General features: G+C 52.1%; 20 protein-coding genes. 9 read left to right on the forward strand and 11 right to left on the reverse strand.

What is annotated here, in order from left to right:
• Positions 1 to 8: 8 nt before the first annotated feature.
• Positions 9 to 854 carry an ion transporter gene (locus tag ABD949_RS04065; protein ID WP_345240836.1) on the reverse strand — a complete coding sequence of 282 codons (846 nt, stop codon included), beginning with the start codon at positions 852 to 854 and terminating at the stop codon, positions 9 to 11.
• A 143-nt stretch (positions 855 to 997) separates the two neighbouring features.
• Between ABD949_RS04065 and ABD949_RS04070 the strand changes: the two genes are divergently transcribed.
• The 3 genes from ABD949_RS04070 to ABD949_RS04080 all read left to right on the forward strand — a co-directional run bounded on the left by ABD949_RS04070 (position 998) and on the right by ABD949_RS04080 (position 4,260).
• Complete coding sequence (locus tag ABD949_RS04070) at positions 998 to 1,849, forward strand: PDDEXK family nuclease (RefSeq protein ID WP_345240838.1); 852 nt, start codon at positions 998 to 1,000, stop codon at positions 1,847 to 1,849.
• Entirely contained in the window at positions 1,846 to 2,760 is a 915-nt protein-coding gene (gene miaA / locus ABD949_RS04075; RefSeq protein WP_345240840.1) for a tRNA (adenosine(37)-N6)-dimethylallyltransferase MiaA, read from the forward strand. Before ABD949_RS04070 ends, miaA begins: the two co-directional genes overlap by 4 nt.
• Positions 2,761 to 2,859: 99 nt before the next feature.
• Positions 2,860 to 4,260 (forward strand): Nramp family divalent metal transporter, encoded by a 1,401-nt coding sequence (locus ABD949_RS04080; protein ID WP_345240842.1) that lies wholly within the window; start codon positions 2,860 to 2,862, stop codon positions 4,258 to 4,260.
• A 10-nt stretch (positions 4,261 to 4,270) separates the two neighbouring features.
• On the opposite strand, the gene ABD949_RS04085 is transcribed toward ABD949_RS04080, so the two are convergent.
• Together ABD949_RS04085 and ABD949_RS04090 are read right to left on the reverse strand one after the other, a co-directional pair.
• Positions 4,271 to 5,398, reverse strand: coding sequence for a DmpA family aminopeptidase (locus tag ABD949_RS04085; protein ID WP_345240844.1), 1,128 nt, complete (start codon positions 5,396 to 5,398; stop codon positions 4,271 to 4,273).
• Between the two features lie 146 nt (positions 5,399 to 5,544).
• Positions 5,545 to 6,357 (reverse strand): Fpg/Nei family DNA glycosylase, encoded by an 813-nt coding sequence (locus ABD949_RS04090; protein ID WP_345240847.1) that lies wholly within the window; start codon positions 6,355 to 6,357, stop codon positions 5,545 to 5,547.
• Positions 6,358 to 6,655: 298 nt separating this feature from the next.
• Here ABD949_RS04090 and ABD949_RS04095 point away from each other — a divergent pair, with 298 nt between their 5' ends.
• Positions 6,656 to 7,591: a hypothetical protein gene (locus tag ABD949_RS04095; protein ID WP_345240849.1), complete on the forward strand. Its 936-nt coding sequence runs from the start codon at positions 6,656 to 6,658 to the stop codon at positions 7,589 to 7,591.
• A gap of 57 nt (positions 7,592 to 7,648) precedes the next feature.
• Here the strand turns inward: ABD949_RS04095 and ABD949_RS04100 are convergent, their stop codons facing one another.
• From ABD949_RS04100 to ABD949_RS04110, 3 genes are all read right to left on the reverse strand, one after another.
• Positions 7,649 to 8,089: a hypothetical protein gene (locus ABD949_RS04100; RefSeq protein WP_345240851.1), complete on the reverse strand. Its 441-nt coding sequence runs from the start codon at positions 8,087 to 8,089 to the stop codon at positions 7,649 to 7,651.
• 81 nt (positions 8,090 to 8,170) lie between these two features.
• Entirely contained in the window at positions 8,171 to 9,394 is a 1,224-nt protein-coding gene (locus ABD949_RS04105) for a serine hydrolase domain-containing protein (protein ID WP_345240852.1), read from the reverse strand.
• A gap of 112 nt (positions 9,395 to 9,506) precedes the next feature.
• On the reverse strand, positions 9,507 to 12,545 hold the full coding sequence (locus tag ABD949_RS04110) for a WD40/YVTN/BNR-like repeat-containing protein (RefSeq protein WP_345240854.1): 3,039 nt from the start codon (positions 12,543 to 12,545) through the stop codon (positions 9,507 to 9,509).
• Between the two features lie 203 nt (positions 12,546 to 12,748).
• On the opposite strand from ABD949_RS04110, the gene ABD949_RS04115 reads away from it, so the two are divergent.
• On the forward strand, positions 12,749 to 13,510 hold the full coding sequence (locus ABD949_RS04115; protein WP_345240856.1) for a hypothetical protein: 762 nt from the start codon (positions 12,749 to 12,751) through the stop codon (positions 13,508 to 13,510).
• 146 nt (positions 13,511 to 13,656) lie between these two features.
• Here the strand turns inward: ABD949_RS04115 and ABD949_RS04120 are convergent, their stop codons facing one another.
• The 3 genes from ABD949_RS04120 to ABD949_RS04130 form a co-directional block, all read right to left on the reverse strand.
• Positions 13,657 to 15,231, reverse strand: coding sequence for an OmpA family protein (locus ABD949_RS04120; protein ID WP_345240858.1), 1,575 nt, complete (start codon positions 15,229 to 15,231; stop codon positions 13,657 to 13,659).
• 66 nt (positions 15,232 to 15,297) lie between these two features.
• Complete coding sequence (locus ABD949_RS04125; RefSeq protein WP_345240860.1) at positions 15,298 to 15,852, reverse strand: LOG family protein; 555 nt, start codon at positions 15,850 to 15,852, stop codon at positions 15,298 to 15,300.
• A 19-nt stretch (positions 15,853 to 15,871) separates the two neighbouring features.
• Positions 15,872 to 17,239, reverse strand: a complete 1,368-nt coding sequence (locus ABD949_RS04130) for a UDP-N-acetylmuramate--L-alanine ligase (RefSeq protein ID WP_345240862.1) — start codon at positions 17,237 to 17,239, stop codon at positions 15,872 to 15,874.
• 235 nt (positions 17,240 to 17,474) lie between these two features.
• Here ABD949_RS04130 and ABD949_RS04135 point away from each other — a divergent pair, with 235 nt between their 5' ends.
• Positions 17,475 to 18,995: a type III PLP-dependent enzyme domain-containing protein gene (locus ABD949_RS04135; protein ID WP_345240864.1), complete on the forward strand. Its 1,521-nt coding sequence runs from the start codon at positions 17,475 to 17,477 to the stop codon at positions 18,993 to 18,995.
• A gap of 176 nt (positions 18,996 to 19,171) precedes the next feature.
• Here ABD949_RS04135 and ABD949_RS04140 read toward each other — a convergent pair whose 3' ends face one another.
• Together ABD949_RS04140 and ABD949_RS04145 are read right to left on the reverse strand one after the other, a co-directional pair.
• A complete protein-coding gene (locus tag ABD949_RS04140) occupies positions 19,172 to 19,690 on the reverse strand; it encodes a D-glycero-alpha-D-manno-heptose-1,7-bisphosphate 7-phosphatase (protein WP_345240867.1) in 519 nt (172 codons plus the stop codon).
• A 172-nt stretch (positions 19,691 to 19,862) separates the two neighbouring features.
• Positions 19,863 to 22,502, reverse strand: a complete 2,640-nt coding sequence (locus tag ABD949_RS04145) for a valine--tRNA ligase (protein ID WP_345240869.1) — start codon at positions 22,500 to 22,502, stop codon at positions 19,863 to 19,865.
• Between the two features lie 112 nt (positions 22,503 to 22,614).
• On the opposite strand from ABD949_RS04145, the gene ABD949_RS04150 reads away from it, so the two are divergent.
• From ABD949_RS04150 to hisA, 3 genes are all read left to right on the forward strand, one after another.
• Positions 22,615 to 23,526, forward strand: coding sequence for a DUF72 domain-containing protein (locus ABD949_RS04150; RefSeq protein WP_345240871.1), 912 nt, complete (start codon positions 22,615 to 22,617; stop codon positions 23,524 to 23,526).
• 186 nt (positions 23,527 to 23,712) lie between these two features.
• Positions 23,713 to 24,300: an imidazole glycerol phosphate synthase subunit HisH gene (gene hisH / locus ABD949_RS04155; protein WP_345240872.1), complete on the forward strand. Its 588-nt coding sequence runs from the start codon at positions 23,713 to 23,715 to the stop codon at positions 24,298 to 24,300.
• A gap of 10 nt (positions 24,301 to 24,310) precedes the next feature.
• Positions 24,311 to 25,030, forward strand: coding sequence for a 1-(5-phosphoribosyl)-5-[(5-phosphoribosylamino)methylideneamino]imidazole-4-carboxamide isomerase (gene hisA / locus ABD949_RS04160; RefSeq protein WP_345240874.1), 720 nt, complete (start codon positions 24,311 to 24,313; stop codon positions 25,028 to 25,030).

Raw genomic sequence — 25,030 nt, forward strand, 5'->3', positions numbered from 1 at the left:
CAAGCTGTTTATAGATGTGTACCACAATATTTACAGTAGGTAGCGTCGTTATCGTGGCCTTCGCGGCCGCAGTTGGGACAGCTTTCAGGTGAGGTTCCTTTCTGAACAGCCGACATAAATTCGGTAGTGACAATACCGGTCGGAACGGCAATGATACCGTAGCCGCACAGCATGATAAAAGCCGCAAACAGCCGTCCCAAAGGCGTTACCGGCGAAATATCGCCATAACCAACCGTAGTGAGGGTTACAATGGCCCAATAAATACTGGTTGGGATGTTGTCAAATCCGTTTTCGCCACCCTCGATCAGGTACATAACAGACCCCATGATGGTAACCAGAATAAGGATAACCAGCATAAAGACACTGATCTTGATGTAGCTGCGGTAGAGGGCCTGTGTGATAACGCGGCCTTCGGCAATAAAATGCCACATTTTCAGGATGCGAAAAATACGCAGCAGCCGCAGCGCCCGAACCACCAGCAAATATGGCGCTCCTGATAGAAAAAGGCTGAAGTATGTCGGGAGTATAGCAAACAGGTCTACTATGCCCATGAAACTAAAGACATAAGCCAGCGGCTTGCGAATGCTGATGAGCCGGAGAACATATTCCAGGGTAAACAGAATGGTAAACAACCACTCAGCCCTGTATAGCCATTCACCATAGCGCAGGGAAAAAGACTCAACGCTGTCTATGATAACTACCCCAATGCTCAACAGAATGGCCCAGATCAGGGTAATGTCAAAGGCCCTTCCCCCCGGTGTATCGTTTTCATAAATAATCTCGTGAAGCCATCGTTGCCAGGCCCGATCGCCCTTTTGTTCAGGGGGCAATTCACGATTTTGTTTCGATTTCATAGGCGAACAGGCTCGTTTGTAAAAATGTCGATTGGCTAAACTATCAGCGGATGGATACTGGGAAACGTGAATATAAACAAGCTGTTTTAGCTTTGCCTCTGGTTTAAATAAAATAGACGTTGTTTTCAGACCAACTACTTTCTATGCTGCACCAGCGTCATATCACGACCTCACCCGTTGAGGTTGGAAAGACGACTCCTTTCCCGCTTGTGCAGATAGCTAATAGAAATACGCTGCTTCATCTGATCGGGCTAAATACTTATCACCAGTTCGGCCAGCAGTACAACCCTCATTTTTTCTTTCAGCAGTTTTCGGAAACACTAGCCACAGAAAATAAGCAGGTAATTCATATCTGGGAGGATATATGGCGGCAGAAACCGGCTATCGTGCTTTCCCGTTTGAATGCAATGGTCGGATTATCGGAACGTATACCGGCAAGGCTCACCCAAATCAGGCGCGTGGACCGCCCATTGGCAACCCAGTTTTTAGAAATGAGCCACTTGCAGGCGGTTACTTTGTCGAAATACAGGTACGGGCTGTACCTGCCCCAGCGGTACTTCCGGGTATTGTCCCCGGAGTTCCAGGAGCAAATACCAGCCAATGAGTCCGAACTACTGGTGGCACTGGCCACGTTCAGCCTGCCGCGCCGTATTGAACGGGACGGTAAACTATACCGCTCGGTTGAACTGGTGCGATTTGCCAACCGGCTGAACTGTACCGTAGTGGGTGGACTGGATAAGTTGCTGAAAGGCTTTATCAATGAACACCGGCCGGACGACATTATGACCTATGCCGACCGCGACTGGTCTGACGGCAGGAGTTACGAAAAGCTCGGGTTTACCCGGCTGATACTAACCGAGCCGCAGCAATTCTGGCTAAATCCGGAGAAAATGGAGCGCTATTATCCGCACCGGTTACCGCATGAAGTGTCGACGCACCGACTACTGCCGGTTTACAATTCGGGGAGTATTAAGTTTGTGAAGCTGCTGATATGAACAGGCTTATCGTCATTCTTGGTCCTACCGCCAGCGGCAAAACCCGGCTGGCCGCCCAGGTAGCCCACCGACTGGGTGGTGAGATCATCAGCGCCGACTCCCGGCAGGTGTACCGCGACATGGACATCGGTACCGGCAAGGACCTGGCCGAATACCGGATTGGCGACGAAACAATCCCCTACCACCTCATCAATGTAACCGACGCCGGCAGCGACTATAATGTATATCAGTACCAGCAGGATTTCTACCAGGTTCTGCCCCAAATTCTGGACCGTGGCCGGGTACCCATCCTCTGCGGAGGTACCGGGCTATACATCGAAGCCGTGTTGAAAGGCCACCAGTTTACAGCCATTCCAATTGACCCTCGTTTCAGGGCAGAACTGGACCAAAAGTCAGATGGAGAGCTGCTACAGCTCTTTGAGCAGACGGCTTCGGCTTACACCACCGTGGCCGATACCTCTACCCGCAAGCGGCTAATCCGGGCGATAGAGATCAATCGGTATCTGAACGAGAACAGCCTGACCGAAATAACACCAATGCCCTCCCATCCCAATTACACGGTATTCGGCATTGACCTGCCGGTCGAGTTACGCCGGCAGCGAATTACCCGGCGCTTGCACGAACGGCTTCGGCATGGTATGATTGAAGAGGTGCAGCGATTGCTGGAACGCGGCATACCTACCGAAAAGCTGGTTTTCTACGGCCTGGAGTATAAATTCATTACCAATTACCTGGAGGGCCATCTTGACTATGACACCATGGTAAAGCGACTGGAAACTGCCATTCACCAGTTTGCCAAGCGCCAGATGACCTTCTTCCGCAAAATGGAACGCGATGGCATACCGATTCACTGGCTGGATGGATTAGCACCAGCAGAAACTCTGACGGAGGAAATTCTGACAACTGTTTAACCCATTGTATGCTTCTCTTCCAAACGTGAAGAGAGTATCAACGGGTCTATTTTGGCTTTAACAGGTAAGCTATTTACCTGATTGAAGGTTCCTAAACCCATGGAAAACCTAAACCCTCCTAACCCGGAATCGCCAGTGGTAGTTGCTACCGCTGCGCCGGACCCTTACCGCCCATCGCTGGAGCTGATAAAATCAGCTCCCACCACCCTGGCCGGGCAGTTGCGGCACCTGGGGCCAGGGTTTATTCTATCGGCGGCTATTGTTGGTTCAGGCGAGTTGGTAGCCACAACGGCTTTGGGGGCTAAAGCCGGCTTCGTTACACTCTGGGTTATTCTGATTAGTTGCTTTATGAAAGTAACGCTGCAACTGGAGTTCGGTAAAAACGCTATCTACACCGGTATACCCACCATGCAGGCACTGAACCGGCTACCGGGCCTCCGTATTAAGGGTACACACTGGACCCTCTGGCTGTGGCTATCACTACAGGGGCTGAAGGTGCTCCAGGTTGGCGGCATTGTCGGGGGCGTCGCCATTGTGCTGCACATGAGTTTTCCGGTGCTCCCTACGGGTATCTGGGCCGCTTTATCGGCGATCTCGGCGGCCCTGCTGATTTATAAGGGCTATTATAAATGGGTGGAGAAAGGTGCCCTGCTGATGATTATGGTATTCACCGCCCTTATTCTGCTGTCGCTGCTCATGCTGCAGCAAACTGACTACGCCATTACATCGGCCCAGTTGACCGAAGGCTTACGCTTTTCGCTGCCGCCCGCAGCCGTGGGCGTAGCCCTGGGCGCATTCGGCATTACCGGCGTAGGGGGCGACGAAATCATGTACTACAATTACTGGTGCATTGAGAAAGGCTATGCCGCCTATGTTGGCCCCAACGATAACTCACCCGCCTGGGCCGAACGCGCCAAAGGCTGGATACGGGTGATGTACCTCGATGCGCTGTGCTCCATGGTTGTCTATACCACCGTAACGGCTGCCTTCTACCTGCTCGGCGCTTCGCTGTTGCATGAGCAGGGCCAGGTACCCGACGGCTATGGCATGATTGAAGCGCTCTCCCGACTGTTTACGGCTACGTTAGGACCAGAGGCCAAGGTCATTTTTATGATTGGGGCTTTTTTTGTGCTCTACTCGACACTCTTTACCGCCAACGCCAGTTGGGCGCGTATTTTTGGCGATGCCTTCGGGCAGTTTGGCTGGGTACGCTTTAGCACACCCCCCGAACGGAAGCGCGTTATTGCCGTGCTGGCCTGGGTGTTCCCGGCGCTGTGGTGTATTTCATTCCTGTTTTTGCAGGTGCCGGTATTAATGATTCTGTTGGGTGGAGCTGCGACGTCGGTGCTGCTGATTGTGGTGGTCTGGGCAGCCTGGCAATTCCGGTATCACCAGTTGCCGGCCAGCCTGAAGCCAACGCGCTTCTACGATGTATGCTTCTGGATCAGCGTACTGTCTATTCTGGGCGTGGGGGCTTACGGCATCTGGCAAGTGTTGTAAAACCTGTTGGTTACTTTCGGCTATAACGCTTCATAATTTCCAGCACTTTATCAACGGGTAGCGCTTCCACAACACGTCCCTGATCCCCTTTCAGCGTCTGAGCCGCAAACAGGGAGTTAATGATGGCTTCTTCGGTTGCTTCAATAGCGGCCATAAATAAAGGGGAAATATTGTCGTTCCGAAGCAGCTTCAGCTCATCAATCGGGCTCTTCGACTCGTGCGGAATCCGGTAGGCAGTGGATACGGCGATCACGTAATCTCCGCTACCGTTAGCGGCAATACCGCCGGTTTTCGCCATACCCAGAAAGGCTCGTTTAGCGAGTCGGTTCAGGTTTCGGGCGTCCAGTGGGGCGTCTGTCAGCACCACCATCATGCAGGAACCGTCGCCGGAGCGGTCGAGCGTTTCCTTGAATGAATACTTTCCTAACTCCTCGCCTACCGGCACGCCGTCAATCTGCAGGACCCCACCGAAGTTGGTTTGCACCAGCACGCCTACCGTATACCCACCTAACGTGGCCGGCAGTTTTCGTGAAGCTGTACCAATACCCCCTTTGAAGCCAAAACAGACCGTTCCTGTACCGGCACCGGTGTTACCCTCTTCGATGGGTCCGGTGGCAGCCTTCTGCAACGCATCCAGCACATGCAGTCTGGTTACATGCCGGCCGCGAATATCGTTAAGGTACCCATCGTTTGTTTCGCCCACTACGGCATTTACCGACCGCACCTGTTCATTGCCCGGTTGCCGCAGGGTGTAGTCGATCAGCGCGTCGGCGGCCGTAGGAACGCTGAGTGTATTTGTCAGCACAATAGGTGTTTCCAGGGTCCCTAATTCGTCTACCTGGCTGTAGCCGGCCAGTTTACCGAACCCATTGCCGATATAGATAGCGGCCGGGCATTTCTGCTGAAACAGGTTGCCGTCGTGCGGAAGAATAGCCGTCACACCCGTGCGAACGTTATCCCCCTGCCTAAGCGTGACCTGACCAACTTTTACCCCCGGCACATCGGTAATGGCGTTGAGCTTACCGGTTGGCAACACACCAATTTTAATACCGTAGTCGCGGGGGCGTTTAATAGTTTGGGCCAAGGCGGTATGGGCAAACGTGATTAGTAACAGGCCAGAAAGCAGATAGCGGGTCATGTGTGTACCCCGGAATTACATTCCGGCTTTTGATTAGCAAGTAACCGTTTATGAATATACTCATTTCCTGAAACCGGAATACAATCGTCCGGCGTAGTATTTACTCCGGTTTTTGTCTGCGACACCCGAAATCACCTCCCGAGGTACTAAATCTGCTCCTTCGGGCAGAAGTAGGTAGTCCGCCCGCCGACTTCTTTTTTGTCAATGCGGGTGCCGCAGCGGGGACAGAATTTATGGGCCTCTACATCATCGTAAGGAGAATCATCCCACTGGCGCACATGAATCAGAAAACCGACAGGAAAGTCCCGGTACGTAGCTTCGTGGCGGATGGCCGTTTCCAGTACCAGCCGGACGGAATCGTGCAGCCGTGCCATTTCGTCGTCAGATAAGCTGGCTGTCGGTCGCTCGGGGTGGATGCATGCCTGAAACAGGACCTCATCAACGATCCAGTTGCCCAGTCCGGCTACGGTACTCTGATCCATCAGCACGGGCTTGATGAGCGACTTGCGACGGCGAATTCGGGCCGTTAGCTCAGAAAGTGTGATGGCCAACCCATCCGGACCGATCTTCTTTCGTTTCAAGTGCGTATCTATGCTGTCGATTAGTCCGATACGCTCAAACTTGCGGGGACAGATAAAGCCGAGGTTAAAGCCATTGCGAAAATGGAACACGATTCGGGCGTGACGGGGGCGGTCTACCGACGAGTGATAATAGGCCAGATCACCGGTCATGCCGAAGTGCATGTGCAGAATGACGCTGGGATCATCGGTGAACACGAACAGGTTTTTGCCGACCCGGTGTGTACCCGTAAACGAGCGGCCAACGATCCCTTCGTGCAGGGTTGTAAAATCGGTGGTGAGCAGTTTGTGGTCCTCCACCTCAACCGATTCAATGGGCTGATGCAGCGCAGAAGTTTCCAGGTACTGGCGGTAAATTTCAACTTCGGGTAATTCCGGCATAATCTTGGTTTAATGGCGTTAAAGGCAGATTTCACCACCATTTCTTTGGCTAAGAATCTGTTTATCAGCATTAAATTCGACTAAAAAGAAACTTTTATGGCATGAAAAACATTTTCCTACTGCACCAGTTGCAGACACAATAATATGGTAAAGAGGCCGTTAAAGCTTTATGTTTTGCGAGTACGTTCCTCTTCCATCATTCGTTCAATATTTCTTAACCAACCAATCCCCCTTCTCTGAATGCAGCAAACTTTACACAACCCTTTTCGTGTATGTTTAACTGTTAATTTAAATTTTTATGGAAAACAATCAGCCAAAGTCGAAAGCTAATGGCGCATTGCTGGCCGCTCTGATTATCATGACGGGTCTGGCCGGTATTACAAGCTACCTGTACTTCGACCAGAAGAAGGTAGCCGAAAATCAGGAGGTAACGATCTCTCAACGTGTTGAAGAATTATCGACCACGCGGGTAAAGTTGGATTCTATCTCTACGGCGCTGGATGCCAAGATTGCTGAAGTTCAAAAACTGGGTGGTGACGTAAGCGAACTGCTCAAAGTAAAAGAGCAACTGGAAGCTGATAAAGCCGCTATACGGCGGGGTCAGCGGGTATCTATTGCTAAATACGAAGCCAAGATCAAGGAATACGAAAAATTCCTTGCCGAGAGAGATACTATGATTGCCGGTCTGCAGCGTGAAAACGTAACCCTGGTTACCAATAACGAAACCCTGAACCAGGAAAACACAACCCTGAAGACAGAGAAGCAGAGTCTGCGTGATACGGTAGCCACAATTTCTACCGTCAACAAAGAACTGTCTGAAAAGGTGACCCGTGCTTCGGCGCTGAAAGCCCAGAACGTTCGTGTTTATGCGGTCAATCCCCGTGGTAAAGTTCGTGAAGGCGAAAGCTTTAAGGCCCGTCGGGTGGATAAGCTGAAGTTCATGTACACTCTGCTGGACAACCCGCTGACCAGAGAGGAGCCGAAAGAGGTATATGTCCGGGTTCTTGATCCTGATGGTGCCGTGGTTTCCGATATGGCTAATGGCTCAGGCACCTTCTCGGTAAATGGTAATGAAACGGTCTATACGACGAAGCAAACCGTGAATTACACCAACAACAACCAGAGCGTTGAACTGCTGTATACCCGCGGTATTCCTTACAAGCCGGGCAAGTACACGGTTGAATTGTACTCTGAAGGTTTCAAGATCGGTAACGGCGAATTTGCTATCAAATAAGCAGGCTGATTTTAATAAAGAACGGCGCGGCACCCAAAGGTGTTGCGCCGTTCCTGTTTACCGCTGATACCCGGTAAAATATAGGCTCGTTTGTGGGTCACCGGCAGCTCGGGAAATCCGCAGCACATTTCCCTGGGTTTCCATGCCACTGTTGGTAAAAACCCTGTCGGTCTGGTAGGTACCAATTTCCTCGCTCTGGTACAGGAGCCGGACACTATGGTCGGCCAGAGGTTGTAGTTTAACCTTACGCAGCGTTTGCGTGTCGGCAACGGGAAAGAACCGGCGCACCGTCAGCGTCACTTCACTATCCGATTCAACTTTCAGATCCGCTACGGGCATTTTGTCCGGCGGCAGCGCAATGCAAAGAACATCCAGAAAACTGTTGGTCTGGTACGTTCCCGACAGCCGGTCTGCCAGGGTAACGGATTCCGGCTCAATCTCCTGCCGGCACGCAGCCAGCAGCCCGGTGAAGGCGAACAGTAGAAGCCTGTTTTTCATAATGAGGCCGTTAAATGTAAACTCCTGGGAATAAGACCCTTTTTTCGTTTACAGGGTTGTAAGGTACAAAAAATTTACCGGCTAATGGCCCACTACGTTTACCAGCTCAATGCCCAGCTTATCCAGATCGGTCAGGGAGTTAGCCAGGATGACTATAGCCGTTTTCCGGTCTTTACGAAACCCGGCGAAACTGGAATAGCCACCTGTTTTGCCGTTGTGCCACTGCCATCCCTGGCTTGCGCCGGTGGCCATATGCCAGCCTAACCCAACTACCCGGCCTTCGCGGTTATAAGTAGCCTTATGGGTCAGCGCTATTGCTTTAGTGACCGGCTTAGGTCCTTTGCCTAGCTGAGCGTTCAGATAAATAAGCATGTCGTTCACCGTCGAACGAATTCCGCCGGCTCCTGCCAGTGCCAGAAAGTCCCAGCCCGACGCCGGTTCACCCCGGTCGTTATACCCCAGAGCCAGCAATGGCCGCTCCGCATTAGCCAGGGTTATCGTCGTGTGCTGCATACCCAGCGGCTGTGTAATCCGGCTTTTCAACAGTTTTTCGAAGGGCATTTCGTTTACCCGCTCCAGAATAACGCCCAGCATGCCGACCGCCAGGTTTGAGTATTCGTACTGAGTGCCGGGCTGCCGCAAAAGCTGTGCCTTTTTCAGCCAGGAAAAAAGATCCTGGTGACCATAATGTTTATAAGGGTTGATAAGATTGATGGAGCCGCTAAACAGGTTACCCGGTAGCCGGGGTAGGCCTGATGTATGGTTCGACAACATCGTCGGTGTTATAGGTACCCCTTCCTTCTGTAAAACCGGAATGGAATCAGGCAGGTACTGATTTACCGGAGCATTCAGTTTTATTTTACGCTGCTTTACCGCATCGGCCAGCAGCGCAGCGGTAAACGTTTTACTTACGGAGCCAATCTCGTACACTGTTTTACCGTCTGGCAGCTTTTGGTTGCCTTTTGCGGTTTCGCCATAGCCATACACAAAAACACTGTCGTGGCGCAGTACTCCAATACAAAGGCCAATAACATTGCCCTGCTCCTGCACAAATCGGGTAACGGCATCGTCAAGCCGCTTGTCCAGCACCGATCGAAGTTGGTTAGAGGTAGGCAGCAGTCTTTTCCTGGGCGCAAATTTCTCCGGGGTATCTCCGCCTATGGTAACGTCCGCACCCTGCCCCGGCCACCGCGTCTGACTAAGTTCCTGAAACGTTTTGACTGTGGGTTTTACCTGAATCACCTCGGCCCGGGCGCTCCAGAAAACAGCAAATAGCAGAAAATAAAGAGGTAAAATTTTTCTCATGGCATAGGCAGCCGGACTTTCATATGACCTAAAGCAAATAAAGGTCCAATTCTAAATGTTTTAACCCGACAATGGCCGGGTTAAAACAAAAATTTATCCTGTACCCTTTTTGTCACTTCGTCTCTTCTACACCCAACTCCTCCATCCACTCTTCAAATTCACCGGGCGAAGCATAGGCGTTAGGTGAGGTGATGGCCCGGCGACTCCGACGTTCAGGCGCTTTCAGTTCCCACACTTTCTCGGCTTTGGTGCCCGAGGGTGTTTCAAACACAAACTTGTATTTTCCCGGACGCAGGTACACCTTTTTATCATCAGCCGGCTTCAGCTCTACCTCTTTCTCATCCTTTTTGCGGGTATCGTTCAGGTACTTTTGATAGGCGTCTGCCGCCGATGCGTCTACCGAATAGTCGTAGGTCAGGTAGTTCAGGCCGGCTTCGCTATCGTCGGTGAGGGTTTTCAGCGTTAGTCCTTTATCGGTCGTCAGGCGGACGGTTGTTTTGCCGGCCGTTTTTACGTAGAACGGCAACTCGAATTTATACTCCGGGGCCTCTTCGTATTTATTGTACATCCGGCCCCAATTCGGACTATAGGTGGCCGGCTTCAGGGCAAAAATATGAATCGGCTTGTTTGTAAGCGTATCCGTTATTTGCTGGAGTTGCTCGACGCTTCCGATGTACAGCGACCGGCCGTGGGTACCCACAATCAGGTCGTTGTCGCGGGGATGTACCACCAGGTCGTGTACGGCAACAGCGGGCATACCGCTAGCCAAGTGCATAAATGATTGCCCTTTGTTCAGCGAGGCATATACGCCATGGTCGGTGCCAACGTACAGAATGTTTGCATTTTTCGGGTCTTCTTTCACCACGTTGACCGGCTCCATCGGCAAATCGGTACCAATGGGCTGCCAGGTCTGGCCATAGTCTGTAGAGCGGAAGACATAGGCGTTGAAATGGTCGTCGCGGTAGCCGTTGAGTGAAACGTACACGGTACCTTCGTCATGGGCCGAGGCCGTAACGCGGCTTACCCACAGGTCCTGCGGCAGTTTGTCGGAGATGCGGGTCCAGGTATAGCCGCCGTCTTTTGACACATGCACCAGGCCATCGTCGCTGCCGGTGTAGAGTAAGCCAAATTTCAGGGGTGATTCATCAATAGTGGTAAGGGTACCAAACGACACATCGCCGGTTTTGAGCCCCTTGGTCAGGTCACCCGAGAGGGTCTTGAACTCATCGCCCCGGTTCATGCTGCGGTGGAAACGGTTGGAGCCGAAGTACACCACATCCTGGTTGTGCCGCGACAGCAGAATAGGTGCCTGCCAGTTCCAGCGCAGCTTAGCCTCTCCCACCTCCTGCGGCACCGTCAGCCGCTTCATCTCACCGGTCTGCTTATTGATCCGGAAGTAATTGCCGAACTGAAAGCCGGTGTAAACGGTATTGTTATCCCGCCAGTCGACCTGCACCTGCATACCGTCGCCCCCGAGCAGGCGCTTATACGGATACTGCCCGCCATCGAACCAGTCGTACGTCGCCTTGTAGTTGCTTGGCCCGAACCAGACGCCGTTGTCCTGTAAGCCGCCGTAGACGTTGTACGGCTTGGCCATATCCACCGTGATAGCATAATATTGGGCCACCGCCGGCGTATTGGCTTTGAACCAGGTTTTGCCGTTGTCGTAGGTAATGTTTACACCCCCATCATTGCCCAGAATCATGTGATTGTTATTCTTTGGATTAATCCACAGCGCATGGTGGTCGGCATGAACGTTGCCGTTATCCATGCCCTTGTAGGTCTTTCCGCCATCTTCCGACCGGATCACCGGCACTCCCGCAATGACAATCTTATCGGCATTATCGGGCGCAATCCAGACATTCCCGAAATAATACCCATAGGTGTTATACAGCCCGTCGAGGTAATCGGCATTGACCTTGCGCCAGGATTGCCCGGCATCGTCGGAACGATACACTTCGGCCCCAATGACATCGGTGTTGATAATCCGTGAATTGGCATCGTCAGTGTATTCCAGCACGGCAACCGGCTTGATTTTATCGACCTGTACCAGCTCTTTCAGCGATTTGGCCGTGTACTTTTCCGGGAAATTCTGCTCATCGAGGTACTCCGTCAATACGGCGTCTTCCGCCTTCAGAAAATCTTCTTTCGACATCACCCGAAGCTGGTCTTTGGTTAGCTTACGGGGGTCGTTCTTCTGTTCTTTTTTAGGACGAGGTGTCTGGTTATCCAGAATGGCATAGATAGTATTTGGACTTTTGGGAAAGATGCTCAGACCAATCCGACCACTGTTCTCATCCTGCGGGAAGCCGCTGCTACCGCCCGTGATGAGCTTCCAGGTAGTACCGCCATCGGTACTCTTGTAGATACCGGACGTTTTGCCTCCTTCCACAAAATTCCAGGCCCGGCGCTCTTTATGCCACAGGCTGGCGTACAGCACCTGCGGGTTGACCGGGTCTATGTCTACGTCGATAGCGCCGGTTTTATCGTCGATGTACAGCGTCTTGGCCCAGGTCTTGCCGCCATCGGTCGTCTTGTAAATACCCCGCTCCGAATTCGGCGTGTAGAGATGACCGACAGCCGCCACCCAGGCAGTATTGGCATTGCTCGGATGCAGCACAATGCGGCCAATGTGGTGGCTATCGGCCAGGCCCAGGTGCTGCCAGCTCTTACCGCCGTCGGCACTCTTGTAGATACCTACGCCGGAGTACGACGACCGGCTGGCGTTTGATTCGCCCGTACCAACCCAGATGGTGTTGTTTTTCCAGTCGACGGCAATAGCGCCGATGGTCATCACGGCTTCGTTGTCAAACAGGGGCGTAAAGGAGATGCCATTGTTATCCGTGCGCCACAGACCACCACTGGCATAAGCCACATAAAACTGCATTGGGTTATCGGGGTTGACATCTACGTCGACCACCCGGCCGCTCATGACCGTAGGACCCACCGACCGGAACGGTATATTCTTCACCAGCGAAGCATCGGCCAGCCTTTGGCGTTGCTGTACCCCGGCCATTCGTTCCGGAGTTCCAGTGGCCGAAATGGGAGCCGGTGTGGTCGTGCTTTTCTTTACTTTTTTCTGGGCAACAACAGCAGGAGATACGATGAATACCAGGGCCAGGGCGGCCACTGCAAGGGTTAATTGTCTCATGTAGAACGAATAACTTGCTTTTCAGAATGGATGAATGAACTTACAAAAATAGTTGAACAAGTATTCATCTTGTCCAAGAACAGAGATTATTCTGAGTACCGAAGCACCGAATAAAATCAAATTTAATTGCATTTTAAACAGAATAGACTGGGCACCTTCGTTATATTTACAGAACGTTATTGCACAATTTACCGTAACCACCTATGAACGCGCAAACTGACGTAATCCCCGGAATATACAATTACTGCAACTCGTGGTGTGAGCGTTGTCTGTTCACGCAGCGCTGCCAGAGTTTCCTCCAGAAAAAAGCAGACGAAGATACAAAAAACGCCGACCCAAACGCGTCCCTGATGCAACAGCTTACGGAGGCCCTGAACCTGACAAAGCAGTACCTGGGCAAACTTCAGCAGGAGAAAGAGGCTGTAGGCGGTCATGAATCCACCGAAGCGGAGAAACAGGCGCTTGAGGCCCAGGCTGCCTTCCGGCGGCAGCAAGCCCGGCAACATCCGGTATCGATCCTGGCGAATCGCTACCTGGTGCTGACCGGCAATTGGTTGAAAGATGAAAAAAGCCTGCTGGAAGAAGCCGGCCAACAGCAGCTTCAGGAGGTGAGATTAGCCATTCGGTCTGATGAGGAGGCCGTCATACTGCTCAACGGCCTGAAAGACGCTTACGAAGTCATCCGCTGGTACCGGACCCTGATACCGGTTAAAACTACATCGGCTTTACGCATCCTGACGGAACCCACCACCGACAGCCACCTGCTGAATTATTACAACGGCAAAGCCAAGCTGGTATTGGTCAGTATCGACCAGTCAATGACTGCCTGGGAAACGGTTATCACCTTCTACCCCGACAAAATCGACGATGTGCTGGATATGCTGGCTATTCTCTACGCCCTACGCCGGGAAGTAGAAGCGCTTTTCCCGGAGGCACGGGAGTTTAAGCGGCCGGGTTTGGATTGAGTGAGCAGTCTTCAGTTGGCAGTGAGCAGTAGTAGCTAATTGGCAAGGCCAAGTATTTAGGACACAAGCATACAAGAAAAGCTCCCCTTGCTAGAGGAGCTTTTTTCATTTCTGCCTACTGAGAACTGCATACTGTCAAATGAAGATTATTTCTTCACAATAATAAACTCCACCCGCCGGTTTTGCTGGCGGCCTTCGTCGGAGTCGTTGGTGGCAACGGGTTTGCTTTCGCCGTAGCCTTTGCTGCCGACGCGGTCGGGCTCAATGCCTTTGCCGATGATGTATTCACGAACAGAATCGGCGCGGTCCTGCGAGAGTTTCAGGTTTGACTCGTCGGAGCCGGTGTTATCGGTATGACCGCCCAGTTCAATGGTCATCTTCGGGTTCTCGTTCAGGGTGACTACGACGCGGTCGAGCTCGGGGAAGGATTCAGGCCGTAGTTCAGCCTTGTTAACGTCAAAGAAGATGTTGTTCAGGCGAACGGAGCGCCCCACCTCAATAGGCACTAATTTCAGCTCTTTGCCTTTAATTTCCTGGTAGCCCTTGGTTTCGGTCAGGTCAATGTTGTCACCTTCGGCGATGAAGTCTTTGGCGATGGCCCGCATGCTGTACTTCTTACCGTAGGGCAGTACAATTTTGTATTCGCCGGTAAGCGGGTTGGAGATGGCTTCACCGGCTTCGGCCCCGTCGGGCAGGGTTTCGTACACGATCCGGGCTTCTACAGGTTTGCCGGTTTTCTGGTCGATGACCTTACCGCTAATCAGCACCACCGGGTCAGGGAGGGTCTCCTTGGGTGCCTGCGTATCCGGCTGGTTCATATCCATCAGTTTAACCCGGACCACATCACCCTTACCCATCGTGTTTTTGAACGTGGTCATGTAAGCGTATTCACCGGAAGCGGCTACGGAATAGTAAGCGTCGTAGCCCTCGGTGTTGATGGCCGGTCCGAGGTTTACCGGCTTCGACCACCGCTTCCAGGTTTTATCAACCCGCTTGGTTACGTATATATCATTGCTGCCAAGGCCGCCTTCACGGTCGCTGGAGAAGTACAGCGTGGCCCCGTCGGAAGCCAGAAAAGGCGTGGTCTCGGTGAATTTGGAATTGACCTCCGGGCCCAGGTTCATCGGCTTGCTCCACGAGCCGTCTTTCTGCCGGAAACTCACATAAACATCATCCTCCTTGCTGTTCTTCTTTTCGCTGAAGGCCATAATCAACACCTTGCCATCGGCCGACATAAAACCGCAGTCGAACTGTCCCTGGCTCATTTTTTCGTAACCGGGAATCACCAGTTTCTGTGGGACTGACCAGCCATTAGCGGTACGTTTGCTGATAGAAAAGCCTCTGGTTTCGTAATTGCCGTTATTGTAGGCCCCTTTGATCAGCATAGTATTGCCATCGGGGGTGATGCTATAGGCACTGTTGTACTCATCTTTGTTCAGCGGAAAACCCATGCGCCGGGCGGTTCCCCACTGACCATTGGGCTGAATTTCGGAGTACCAGATGTCCTGACTGCCTTTGGCACCGTGGGTATTTTGCGGGTGACTGATGCGGGCAAAATAAAGGGTGCGGCCATCGGGAGAAATAACAGGGTTGATTTCGTTGTACTCTGTATTGACCTGCCCTCCCAGATTTTCGGCTTTGGCCGGGGTGTTCTGCTGGGCAATGGAACTGCTGATTACGGTAAAGAAAAGACCTATCAGAATAGCGCCTTTACGTTTCATTCGCTTAACTCTCAGGTGGTTTTACAAGAAACGAAGATACGACATTGTTAGTCTACTTTCAGTCGTTTATATAACCTCCTCCCAAAAGGCTTCAAACTCCGACAGAATCTCATCAATGGTATCGGCCACAATAAGCAGCGCTCGATTTTCCGGCTTCAGAAAACCTTCTTCCACCATCCGGTCGAGCTGCTTCAGCATCAGGTCGTAGAAACCGTTTACGTTCAGGACGGCAATGGGACCCTGGTACAGCTTTAGCTGCCGCCACGCCAGAATTTCGAACAGCTCATCGAGGGTACCGTAGCCACCGGGCAGCGCAATGACGCCCTTGGAGAGCTGCACCATTTTGAACTTCCGCTCATGCATGGTCTCAACAAAATGCAATTCGGTTAGGGTATTGTGGGCCACCTCCAACTGGGCCAGGAAATTGGGAATAACGCCCGTCACCTGCCCACCAGCCGTCAATACGGCATCGGCCACGGTGCCCATCAGGCCCAGATTGCCGCCCCCGTAAATCAGGCGGATTTTGCGAGCCGCCAGCTTCTGCCCAAGTTCAACGGCGACTTCTCTGTATTTCATGTTGGTTCCGGGGTTGGAACCGCAGTAAACGACTATACTTTGCATAAGAACACAACAAATAATACTACACCAACTCTTTTGCTACTTTCTGAATATCCAGGCCGCCGTAGGTACCGGAACTCATTAGCAAAAATACGTTTGCCGCCTGCCGCTGGGTCAGCAGGAAGTCTTCTAGCGCGGCCGTATCGGTAAATACCTTCAGGTCCGGCCGGTCAAAGGCGGCTTTGACGTCATCGGCGGAGATTGGTTCCAGCCGCTTCTGCTGTAAGGTGTGCTCATTGAAGTACACAGCCGCGACATCGGCCGCATCGAGCCGGTTTTTGTACTGACTCAGAAAGTTTTTGTTTAGGCTGCTAAAGGTATGCAGTTCCACAGCGGCCAGCAGCTTGCGGTCGGGATACTGCTCTTTCACCGCCTGCGTGGTAGCTTCTACCTTGGAAGGAGCATGAGCAAAATCGCGGTAGAGTACCCGACCATTGTTTTCGGCCACTTTCTCCAGCCGGCGGGCAGCGCCTTTGAAGCTTTGGATGGCTTCGTAGAACATCTCGCTGGTTACGCCGAGCCGGTCGCAGACCTCCATCGCTCCACTGATGTTCTTCATATTATGCTCGCCGAACACCAGCACCGGAATATCTTTCCCGGTTTTGCTGATAAGGACCGTCTGCCCGTGCAGAATGCGGTGCGGGTGCGCTACATACGGTACGCTCTGCACATCCGGGCGCTCCTTTAGCCCGATAACGTCCAGCATATCGTCGGTCTCGTCGAATATCAGCGTACCCGCTTTGGGCATTGCTTCGGCCAGCAATTCAAACTGGTCGACGTATTCTTCGTAGGTTGGATAAATATTAACGTGGTCCCAGGCAATGCCGCTGATAAGCGCAATATGCGGCTGGTAGTGCATGAACTTCGGCCGGGGGTCGATGGGCGAAGAGGCATATTCATCCCCTTCGATTACGATGAGCGGAGCGTCTTCAGTGAGCCGCACCATGGTGTCAAAGCCTTCAATCTGTGCGCCAACCAGATAATCGAAGTTGCGGTTGAAGTACTTCAGTACGTGCAGAATCATGGCCGTAATGGTCGTCTTGCCGTGACTGCCCGCAATGACTACCCGCTGCTTCTGCTGACTTTCCTCAAAAATAAATTCTGGATAGGAATATACCGGCAGGCCCAATTCCTGCGCCCTAACCAGTTCGGGGTTATCGCGACGGGCGTGCATCCCCAGGATGACGGTATTCAGTTCGCTATGGATTTTTTCTGGAAACCACCCGTCCTGCTCCGGCATCAGGCCATACTGCTGCAAGCGGGTGCGGGAGGGCTCGTAAATTTCGTCGTCGGAACCGGTGATGTGATACCCCTGCTGGTGAAGAGCAATCGCCAAATTATGCATGGCGCTGCCGCCAATTGAAATAAAATGAATAGCCTTTGGCTTCATTCGCTGATTTGTCTGGTCGGAAATGGATTCAAAATTACAGTATCTTTTCGGTTTGCCGAAACCCGGACCATAATCCGCCGGAGCGGTAAAATTTATGGGTATTCAGAATCAAAAACCCGCTGTTTTGCGTTGTGTAACTTGGGTATGATGTTCAGTTGCATGACATTGTATTTTGTGCCAACTTCGCACACTTTTTTTTGACCAACAAAACACGTTTTATGCGCCGGACGAAGGGATGAAGACTTACACAGACCTGATTGAACAGACCTTTGAATTTCCAACACTGGAGTTTCACGTCGAAAACAATGAATTGCTGTTCAACAATGTTCCGTTGATGGACATTATCAAACAGTACGGTACACCGCTCAAACTGACGTATCTGCCGAAGATCACTGAGCACATTGAACACGCCCACCTGCTTTTCAAGAATGCGATAAAGCGGTATAACTACAAGGGAACGTATACGTACTGTTATTGTACCAAGTCCTCCCATTTCCGGTTTGTGCTGGAAGAAGCCCTGAAGAATAATATTCACCTGGAGAGCTCCTCGGCGTATGATATTCCCATTATCCGGGAGTTGTACAAGCTGGGTAAGGTGAGCAAGAGCACCTATATCATCTGCAACGGCTATAAGCGCCCGCTTTATACGCAATACATCCGGGAGTTGATTGACGACGGGTTTACCAACTGTATCCCGGTGCTCGACCACCTGGGTGAGATTGACGCGTATGAGAATATTGAAGCCGAAACGGTAAACCTCGGTATCCGCATTGCCACGGATGAGGAACCAAATTTCGCTTTTTATACCTCCCGCTTAGGTATCCGCTACAGCGACATCAATGAGCTGTATAAGACGAAGATTGCTACCAATGAGAAGTTTAAGCTGAAGATGCTGCACTTCTTCATCAATACGGGCATCAAAGACAGCGCGTATTACTGGAGTGAACTGAGCCGCTTCATGTATAAGTACTGCGAACTGCGGAAGCTCTGCCCGGACCTCGACTCAATTGATATTGGCGGTGGACTGCCGATTCAGACCTCGTTCCAGTTTGCGTACGATTACCAGGCAATGATCGACCAGATTGTCGAGAGTATCCAGTGGATCTGCAACAAGAACAACGTGCCGGTGCCGCATATCTTCACGGAGTTCGGCAGCTACACGGTGGGTGAAAGCGGTGCGGTAATCTACAAGGTAATCGACCAGAAGTTGCAGAACGACAAAGAGCTCTGGTACATGATCGACGGCTCGTTTATCACGCAGCTTCCCGATTCGTGGGGCTTAGGGCAGAAGTATATTATGCTGGCGGTTAATAACTGGGACAACCCGTACCAAAAGGTAAACCTTGGCGGCCTGACCTGCGACTCGCACGATTTCTACAATACAGAAGCGCACAGCGCTGACTTGTATCTGCCCATTTTTGATATGGATATGGAGGACCAGTATGTGGGTCTGTTCCATACGGGCGCGTATCAGGAATCGCTGGGTGGTTACGGTGGCATTCAGCACTGCCTGATTCCGGCTCCGCAGCATGTAATTGTAGAGAAAGACGAGAACGGGAACATCAAAACCCGCCTGTTTGCGCCGGAACAGAACAGCGACGTAATGCTGCGTATCCTGGGTTTCAACCCATCTGACGAGCCGGCACCTACCGAAAAGGATGCTGCTGACGCCGAAGCGGCAGCTGATGCCGAAGCCGCACTGACCGCTGAAAAAGAAAGTGAGCCGGAAGTTGAATTAGTGAAAGAAGAAAATTAGTATCTTTACCGTTAATAGACAGTTAGTCTGTCTATTAACGGTATTTTTATATTTTGAACATGAAGAAGCTACTTATCTTTTGCGGTGTCATCTCCCTGCTATCGCTTAGTTCATGCGCCCGCCGGGGTGCCTGCCCTGCCTACGACAGCGCTTACCACCAAACAGAACGCGCTGTATCACACAACGCTTAATACAAACTGAGATGCCTCCAGTAGGCTGGCGGCATGACCGTCGCCTACCGGTGGCTGTGGTATGTTGTGGGTGATGTGTACCGTGCGGACACCAACCCGCCGACCCGCCTGAATGTCGCGCAGGGCATCACCGAACATCCAGGAGCCACTCACATCGATATTGTATTTGGCAATGGCCTTCTCCAGCAGCAGCGACTCGGGCTTGCGAGCCAGCGAACGTGATGTATAATCTGGGTGGTGCGGACAGTAGTAGATATCGTCCAGCACGTTGCCGCACTTCGTCTGGATGTACTGGTGGCAGCGCATCACATCGTCGCGGGTATATATCCCTTTGGCAATACCCGCCTGGTTAGTAACTACAATCAGTAAATAACCGGCTTCCTTCAGCAGTTGCAGCCCTTCGGCAACGCCATCCGGAATTACCATGTCTTCGGTTCGGTAGACGTAATCCACCCGGTCTTCATTTAAAACGCCATCCCGGTCCAGGAAAATAGCCTTTTTCATCTTTGGAAAATTTTCAACGGTGTGAGTGAGCCTCTGTAAACTTTGCTCAAGAATAATACTTTTCTGCTAATTTTTATAAATTAAATTAGCATACGATCGTAGATTTTATAATTTATTAACAAAAAAGCCGGCAGCAATACCGGCTTTTTTGAGGTAACCGAGACCTTTTGTCTTATCGCGAAAGCGCTAACAAACTCTCTTCCAGCGTCTTGATTTTTGCTTCGGCATCGGCAAGTTTCTGCCGTTCCCGTTCCACCACATCTGGCTTGGCATTGAAGACAAACTTTTCATTCGAGAGCTTTTTTACAACCGAGTCGCGGAAGCCTTTGGTGTATTCCAGTTCTTTTTCCAGGTTAGCCCGCTCCTGCTCTACGTCAATCTCACCGGCAATGTTGATGTAAAACTCATCGCCTTTGATGACAAATGACATGCCGTCTGCCTTGTCGCTGACGTATCGAATCTCCGACACATTCGCCAGCTTCTGAACCAGGCTTTCCAGTGGTCGGAAGCGGTCCGGCGATTCGGTCCGGATGGCTAGCGGCAGTTCCGTCTTCGGGGCAATCTGCTTGCTGTTGCGGATGTTCCGAATACCCGATACCAGCTCAAACAACAGTTCAAAGTCTGCCAGCACCTGCGTATCGACCGAGCCTGCTTTGGGGTAATCGGCGACGCAGATACTTTCGCCTTCCTGCCGGGGACGAATGTCCTGCCAGATTTCTTCGGTAATGAACGGCATAAACGGATGCGTCAGCTTCATCAGCCGCTCGAAGAAATCAATGGTGGCATCGAAGGTTGCCCGGTCGATGGGTCGGGCCGCGTCAGGCTGCTCAAATCCCGGCTTAATCATCTCCAGGTACTGTGAGCAGAAATCGTCCCAGATAAGTTTATAGACCGTCTGCAACGCATCCGACATCCGGAATTTGCTGAAGTGGTCCTGCAGGTCGGTTATCGTCTGGCTCAGCTTTGCCTCGAACCAGCGGATGGCTAACTCGTTACCACTGTTTACTGGTTGGTCGGTTACCTGCCAGCCTTTTACCAAGCGAAATGCATTCCAGATTTTATTGCAGAAGTTACGGCCTTGCTCAACCAGCTTTTCGTCGAATAGCAGGTCGTTACCCGCCGGGGAGCTGAACAGCATACCTGTCCGCACGCCGTCGGCACCGTACTGCTCAATCAGGTCGAGCGGGTCGGGAGAGTTACCGAGGGATTTTGACATCTTCCGGCCCTGTTTATCGCGAACGATACCCGTCAGGTACACATCCTGGAACGGCTCCCGGCCTTTGTACTCGTAACCGGCTATAATCATCCGGGCCACCCAGAAGAACAGAATTTCGGGTGCCGTAATGAGCGTATTTGTCGGGTAATAGTAGTTAATATCGGCGTTGTTCGGGTCTTTGAACCCGTCGAATACCGACATGGGCCACAACCACGACGAGAACCAGGTATCCAGAACGTCTTCGTCCTGCGTCAGGTCAGCCTCGGTCATGGCAAACAGCAGCCGCTCGTGCTGAACTTTCCGCAAAGCTTCCCGTTTGTTTTTGGCCACGATGATGGTGCCGTCTTTCATGTAGAAAGCCGGAATCCGGTGCCCCCACCACAACTGACGGCTGATGCACCAGTCATGCACGTTCTCCATCCACGACCGGTACATATTCTTGAACTTGGCTGGATGCAGTTGAATGGTGTCGTTCATGACGTTGTCGAGCGCGGGCTTCGAGAGGTCCTTCATCTTCAGGAACCACTGCAGCGAGAGCTTCGGCTCAATCACCTCATTGGTCCGCTCTGAGAAGCCCACGTTCGACTTGTACTCTTCTGTCTTAACGAGGAAGCCTTTCTCTTCCAGCTCCTTCAAAACTGCCTTGCGGGCGGCAAAGCGGTCCATACCCACGAAGATTTGCGCCTGCTCATTAAGGGTACCATCTTCGTTCAGGATATCGATAACCGGCAGGTTGTGCTTCACGCCGAGCTCATAGTCATTCGGGTCGTGAGCGGGCGTTACTTTCAGACAGCCCGTTCCGAAATCCATGGTTACATACTCATCGGTGATGATGGGTATCTCCCGGTTTATCAGTGGAATCAACGCTTTTTTGCCGTGCAGGTGCTTGTACCGCTCGTCGTTGGGGTTCACGCAGATGGCGGTATCGGCCATAATGGTCTCAGGCCGAACCGTAGCGATGGTCACAAATTCCCCCTCCTGCCCCTTTATTGGGTAATGGATATAGCTGAGCTTCTGCTGAACTTCCTTGGTAATTACCTCTTCGTCGGAAACGGCGGTACGGCCCTGGGGGTCCCAGTTCACCATCCGGACACCCCGGTAAATCTGGCCCTTATTGTACAGGTCAACGAATACCTCAATAACGGCATCGTACAAGGCCGGCTCCATGGTAAAGCGGGTCCGGTCCCAGTCGCAGGAAGCGCCGAGTTTGCGGAGTTGCTGCAGGATAATGCCGCCGTATTTATGCGTCCATTCCCAGGCATGTTCGATAAACTTCTCCCGGCCGATGTCTTTTTTGCTGATGCCCTGCTCTTTCAGCATAGCCACCACTTTAGCCTCGGTCGCGATAGACGCGTGGTCGGTACCGGGTACCCAGCAGGCGTTTTTGCCTTCCATCCGGGCTTTCCGGATCAGCACATCCTGAATCGTGTTGTTCAGCATGTGACCCATATGAAGAACACCCGTGACGTTTGGTGGCGGTATCACAATGGTATACGGCTCACGCTCATCGGGCGTCGATTTGAAGAACTGCTTATCCAGCCAATACTGGTACCACTTTTCTTCAATGTCTTTCGGATTATACGTCTTCGAAATCATGCTCAGCTATCCTCACTCAGTAAAGTGCCACAAAATTAGTTAATTCAGAACGGGCACGAAAACGAAAGCCTTTTTTCGTAGTTTTAACAAGACACTTCACCCTTACACCCCCATGGAATTTGGAAAAGTCAATAACCTTGATACGGTCGATTTCAGGCTGCCTCCCGGAAATCCATTCAACCTGAAGGTTTGGGATACAATTGAGCCGACGTCGCACCCGGAAGTATATATTGGTGGCCCCATCTGGGCGAATAAAAACTACGTCGGCAAGATTTACCCCTCGCAGGCGAAGGAAAAGGATTTTCTGCAGCACTACACCCGTCAGTTCAACACCATTGAGCTGAACCTGACGCATTACCAGATTCCAACGGCGGCCATGATTGACAAGTGGAAGCGCGATGCCGTCGAGGGGTTTGTCTACTGCCCGAAGTTCCCGCAGGTCATCAGCCACGAGCGCATGCTGGTCGGCTCCGAAGCGTTAACGGAAGAATTCATCGATGCCGTACTGGGGCTGGAAGAGTTCTTAGGCACCACCTTTCTGCAACTGCCCCCCGCCTTCGGCCCGGATAAATGGCCGGTCCTGGAGCGGTATCTGAGAAGCCTGCCTGATGACCTGGAAGTAGCCGTCGAGTTCCGCCACCCCGACTGGTTTCGCAAAGCCGATACCTGGCAACGAACGCTGGAAGGTTTACACGCCCTGCGCCGGGACGTGGTGATGACCGACGTAGCCGGCCGGCGCGACGTCCTGCACATGAGCGTATCGAGCCCGGTGCTGGTACTCCGCTTCATCGCCAACGATGGTCACCCCACCGACTTCTCCCGCGCCGATGCCTGGGTACAGCGCCTGAAAACCTGGTTTGACCGTGGCCTGCAAACGGCTTACCTGTTTATCCACGGCGGAGCCGAAAATGATACCACCCCGGAACTGGTACTCCACTGGGTCCGGCAGCTAAACGAGCATTGCGGTCTGAATCTCAAAGAGCCAACCTTGCAGCCGAAGGTGGTGCAGGGGAGTTTGTTTTAGTTTGCATCTAACAATGGCATCCGCTACCTTTGCTTCATGATTTTAGCAACCACATTTCATCAGCACCATCATCACGTCTGCCAGTAAGGACAGAGCGGTGCTTTTGTTTTTGTGATCCGTATTGAACGAAATTATTTTCCGATACCCACAAAGCCCGGTTCTGTCGATGAGCCGGGCTTTTTTGCTATGAAAACAGTCATCATCAAATACAACGCTGGTAACGTCCAATCCGTGATGTACGCGCTGGACCGGCTGGGGGCCAGCTACCTGCTCACCGACGACGAAGCCGAAATCCGTTCGGCGGACAAGGTTATTTTCCCCGGCGTGGGCGAAGCCAGCACCGCTATGGCGTACCTCCGCGAACGTGGACTGAATAAGCTGATTCCATCGCTGAAGCAGCCGGTACTGGGTACCTGCGTGGGTATGCAGCTCATGTGCCGCTACTCCGAGGAGAATAACACCACCTGCATGGGTATCTTCGATATTGATGTCCGGCGCTTCCCGGCCACACCGGGCTATAAGGTGCCGCACATGGGCTGGAACAGCATCAGTAACCTACGTGGGCCGCTTACGACTGGGCTGCCGGAGCAGGCATATATGTATTTTGTCCACAGCTACGCGGCTGATGTTTGCGACTATACTATCGCCGAGTGCGAGTACATCCGCCCATTTAGCGCTATGCTGCACAAAGACAACTTTTATGCGGCTCAGTTTCACTGCGAAATCAGTGGCAATGTGGGGCAGCGGATTCTGGAGAATTTTTTGAAGTTGTAAGCGACACACAATGTATATCATACCCGCTATAGACATTATTGAAGGCAAGGCCGTCCGGCTGACGCAGGGCGACTACAACCAGAAGAAAGAATACAACGCCCGGCCGCTGGAAGTAGCGCAGCAGTTTGAAGACGCCGGCCTGACCCGCCTGCACCTGGTCGACCTCGACGGGGCGAAAGAAAAACGAGTAGTCAATTGGAAGGTACTGGAACTGATTGCCGGCAAAACCAGCTTGCACATCGACTTCGGGGGCGGTGTACAATCCGACGACGACCTGCGAGTGGTATTCGAGTGTGGCGCCAAACAGGTAACAGGCGGCAGCATTGCGGTGAAGCAGCCCGATGTGTTTGAAAGTTGGCTGAGCCACTACGGCTCGGAAGCCATTATTCTGGGGGCCGACGCGCACAACGAGAAGATTGCCGTTAGCGGCTGGCAGGAAGCCACGGAGGTGTGGGTGTACGACTTTGTGGAAAAGTATGTGGAGAAGGGTGTAAAGTATGTAATTAGTACCGATGTCGCTAAAGATGGACTACTGCAAGGCCCTTCCTTCGACCTCTACCGCAACCTGCAGGAACGCTCTCCAAAACTGAACATTATCGCCAGCGGTGGCGTCAGCAACATGCAGGATATAGAAACATTGGCTGATATGGGCTTGTTCGGCGTCATCGTCGGCAAAGCGATTTACGAAGGCAGGGTATCGCTGAAGGAATTGAGTACCTTCGTTGCTTAA

The sequence above is a fragment of the Nibrella saemangeumensis genome (assembly GCF_039541915.1).
Lineage (GTDB): Bacteria > Bacteroidota > Bacteroidia > Cytophagales > Spirosomataceae > Nibrella > Nibrella saemangeumensis.

Excerpts from the sequence above, each read along its gene's own strand:
- ABD949_RS04065 (WP_345240836.1), bottom strand. The coding sequence starts at position 854 with ATGAAATCGAAACAAAATCGTGAATTGCCCCCTGAACAAAAGGGCGAT.
- ABD949_RS04070 (WP_345240838.1), top strand. The coding sequence starts at position 998 with ATGCTGCACCAGCGTCATATCACGACCTCACCCGTTGAGGTTGGAAAG.
- miaA (WP_345240840.1), top strand. The coding sequence starts at position 1,846 with ATGAACAGGCTTATCGTCATTCTTGGTCCTACCGCCAGCGGCAAAACC.
- ABD949_RS04080 (WP_345240842.1), top strand. The coding sequence starts at position 2,860 with ATGGAAAACCTAAACCCTCCTAACCCGGAATCGCCAGTGGTAGTTGCT.
- ABD949_RS04085 (WP_345240844.1), bottom strand. The coding sequence starts at position 5,398 with ATGACCCGCTATCTGCTTTCTGGCCTGTTACTAATCACGTTTGCCCAT.
- ABD949_RS04090 (WP_345240847.1), bottom strand. The coding sequence starts at position 6,357 with ATGCCGGAATTACCCGAAGTTGAAATTTACCGCCAGTACCTGGAAACT.
- ABD949_RS04095 (WP_345240849.1), top strand. The coding sequence starts at position 6,656 with ATGGAAAACAATCAGCCAAAGTCGAAAGCTAATGGCGCATTGCTGGCC.
- ABD949_RS04100 (WP_345240851.1), bottom strand. The coding sequence starts at position 8,089 with ATGAAAAACAGGCTTCTACTGTTCGCCTTCACCGGGCTGCTGGCTGCG.
- ABD949_RS04105 (WP_345240852.1), bottom strand. The coding sequence starts at position 9,394 with ATGAGAAAAATTTTACCTCTTTATTTTCTGCTATTTGCTGTTTTCTGG.
- ABD949_RS04110 (WP_345240854.1), bottom strand. The coding sequence starts at position 12,545 with ATGAGACAATTAACCCTTGCAGTGGCCGCCCTGGCCCTGGTATTCATC.
- ABD949_RS04115 (WP_345240856.1), top strand. The coding sequence starts at position 12,749 with ATGAACGCGCAAACTGACGTAATCCCCGGAATATACAATTACTGCAAC.
- ABD949_RS04120 (WP_345240858.1), bottom strand. The coding sequence starts at position 15,231 with ATGAAACGTAAAGGCGCTATTCTGATAGGTCTTTTCTTTACCGTAATC.
- ABD949_RS04125 (WP_345240860.1), bottom strand. The coding sequence starts at position 15,852 with ATGCAAAGTATAGTCGTTTACTGCGGTTCCAACCCCGGAACCAACATG.
- ABD949_RS04130 (WP_345240862.1), bottom strand. The coding sequence starts at position 17,239 with ATGAAGCCAAAGGCTATTCATTTTATTTCAATTGGCGGCAGCGCCATG.
- ABD949_RS04135 (WP_345240864.1), top strand. The coding sequence starts at position 17,475 with ATGAAGACTTACACAGACCTGATTGAACAGACCTTTGAATTTCCAACA.
- ABD949_RS04140 (WP_345240867.1), bottom strand. The coding sequence starts at position 19,690 with ATGAAAAAGGCTATTTTCCTGGACCGGGATGGCGTTTTAAATGAAGAC.
- ABD949_RS04145 (WP_345240869.1), bottom strand. The coding sequence starts at position 22,502 with ATGATTTCGAAGACGTATAATCCGAAAGACATTGAAGAAAAGTGGTAC.
- ABD949_RS04150 (WP_345240871.1), top strand. The coding sequence starts at position 22,615 with ATGGAATTTGGAAAAGTCAATAACCTTGATACGGTCGATTTCAGGCTG.
- hisH (WP_345240872.1), top strand. The coding sequence starts at position 23,713 with ATGAAAACAGTCATCATCAAATACAACGCTGGTAACGTCCAATCCGTG.
- hisA (WP_345240874.1), top strand. The coding sequence starts at position 24,311 with ATGTATATCATACCCGCTATAGACATTATTGAAGGCAAGGCCGTCCGG.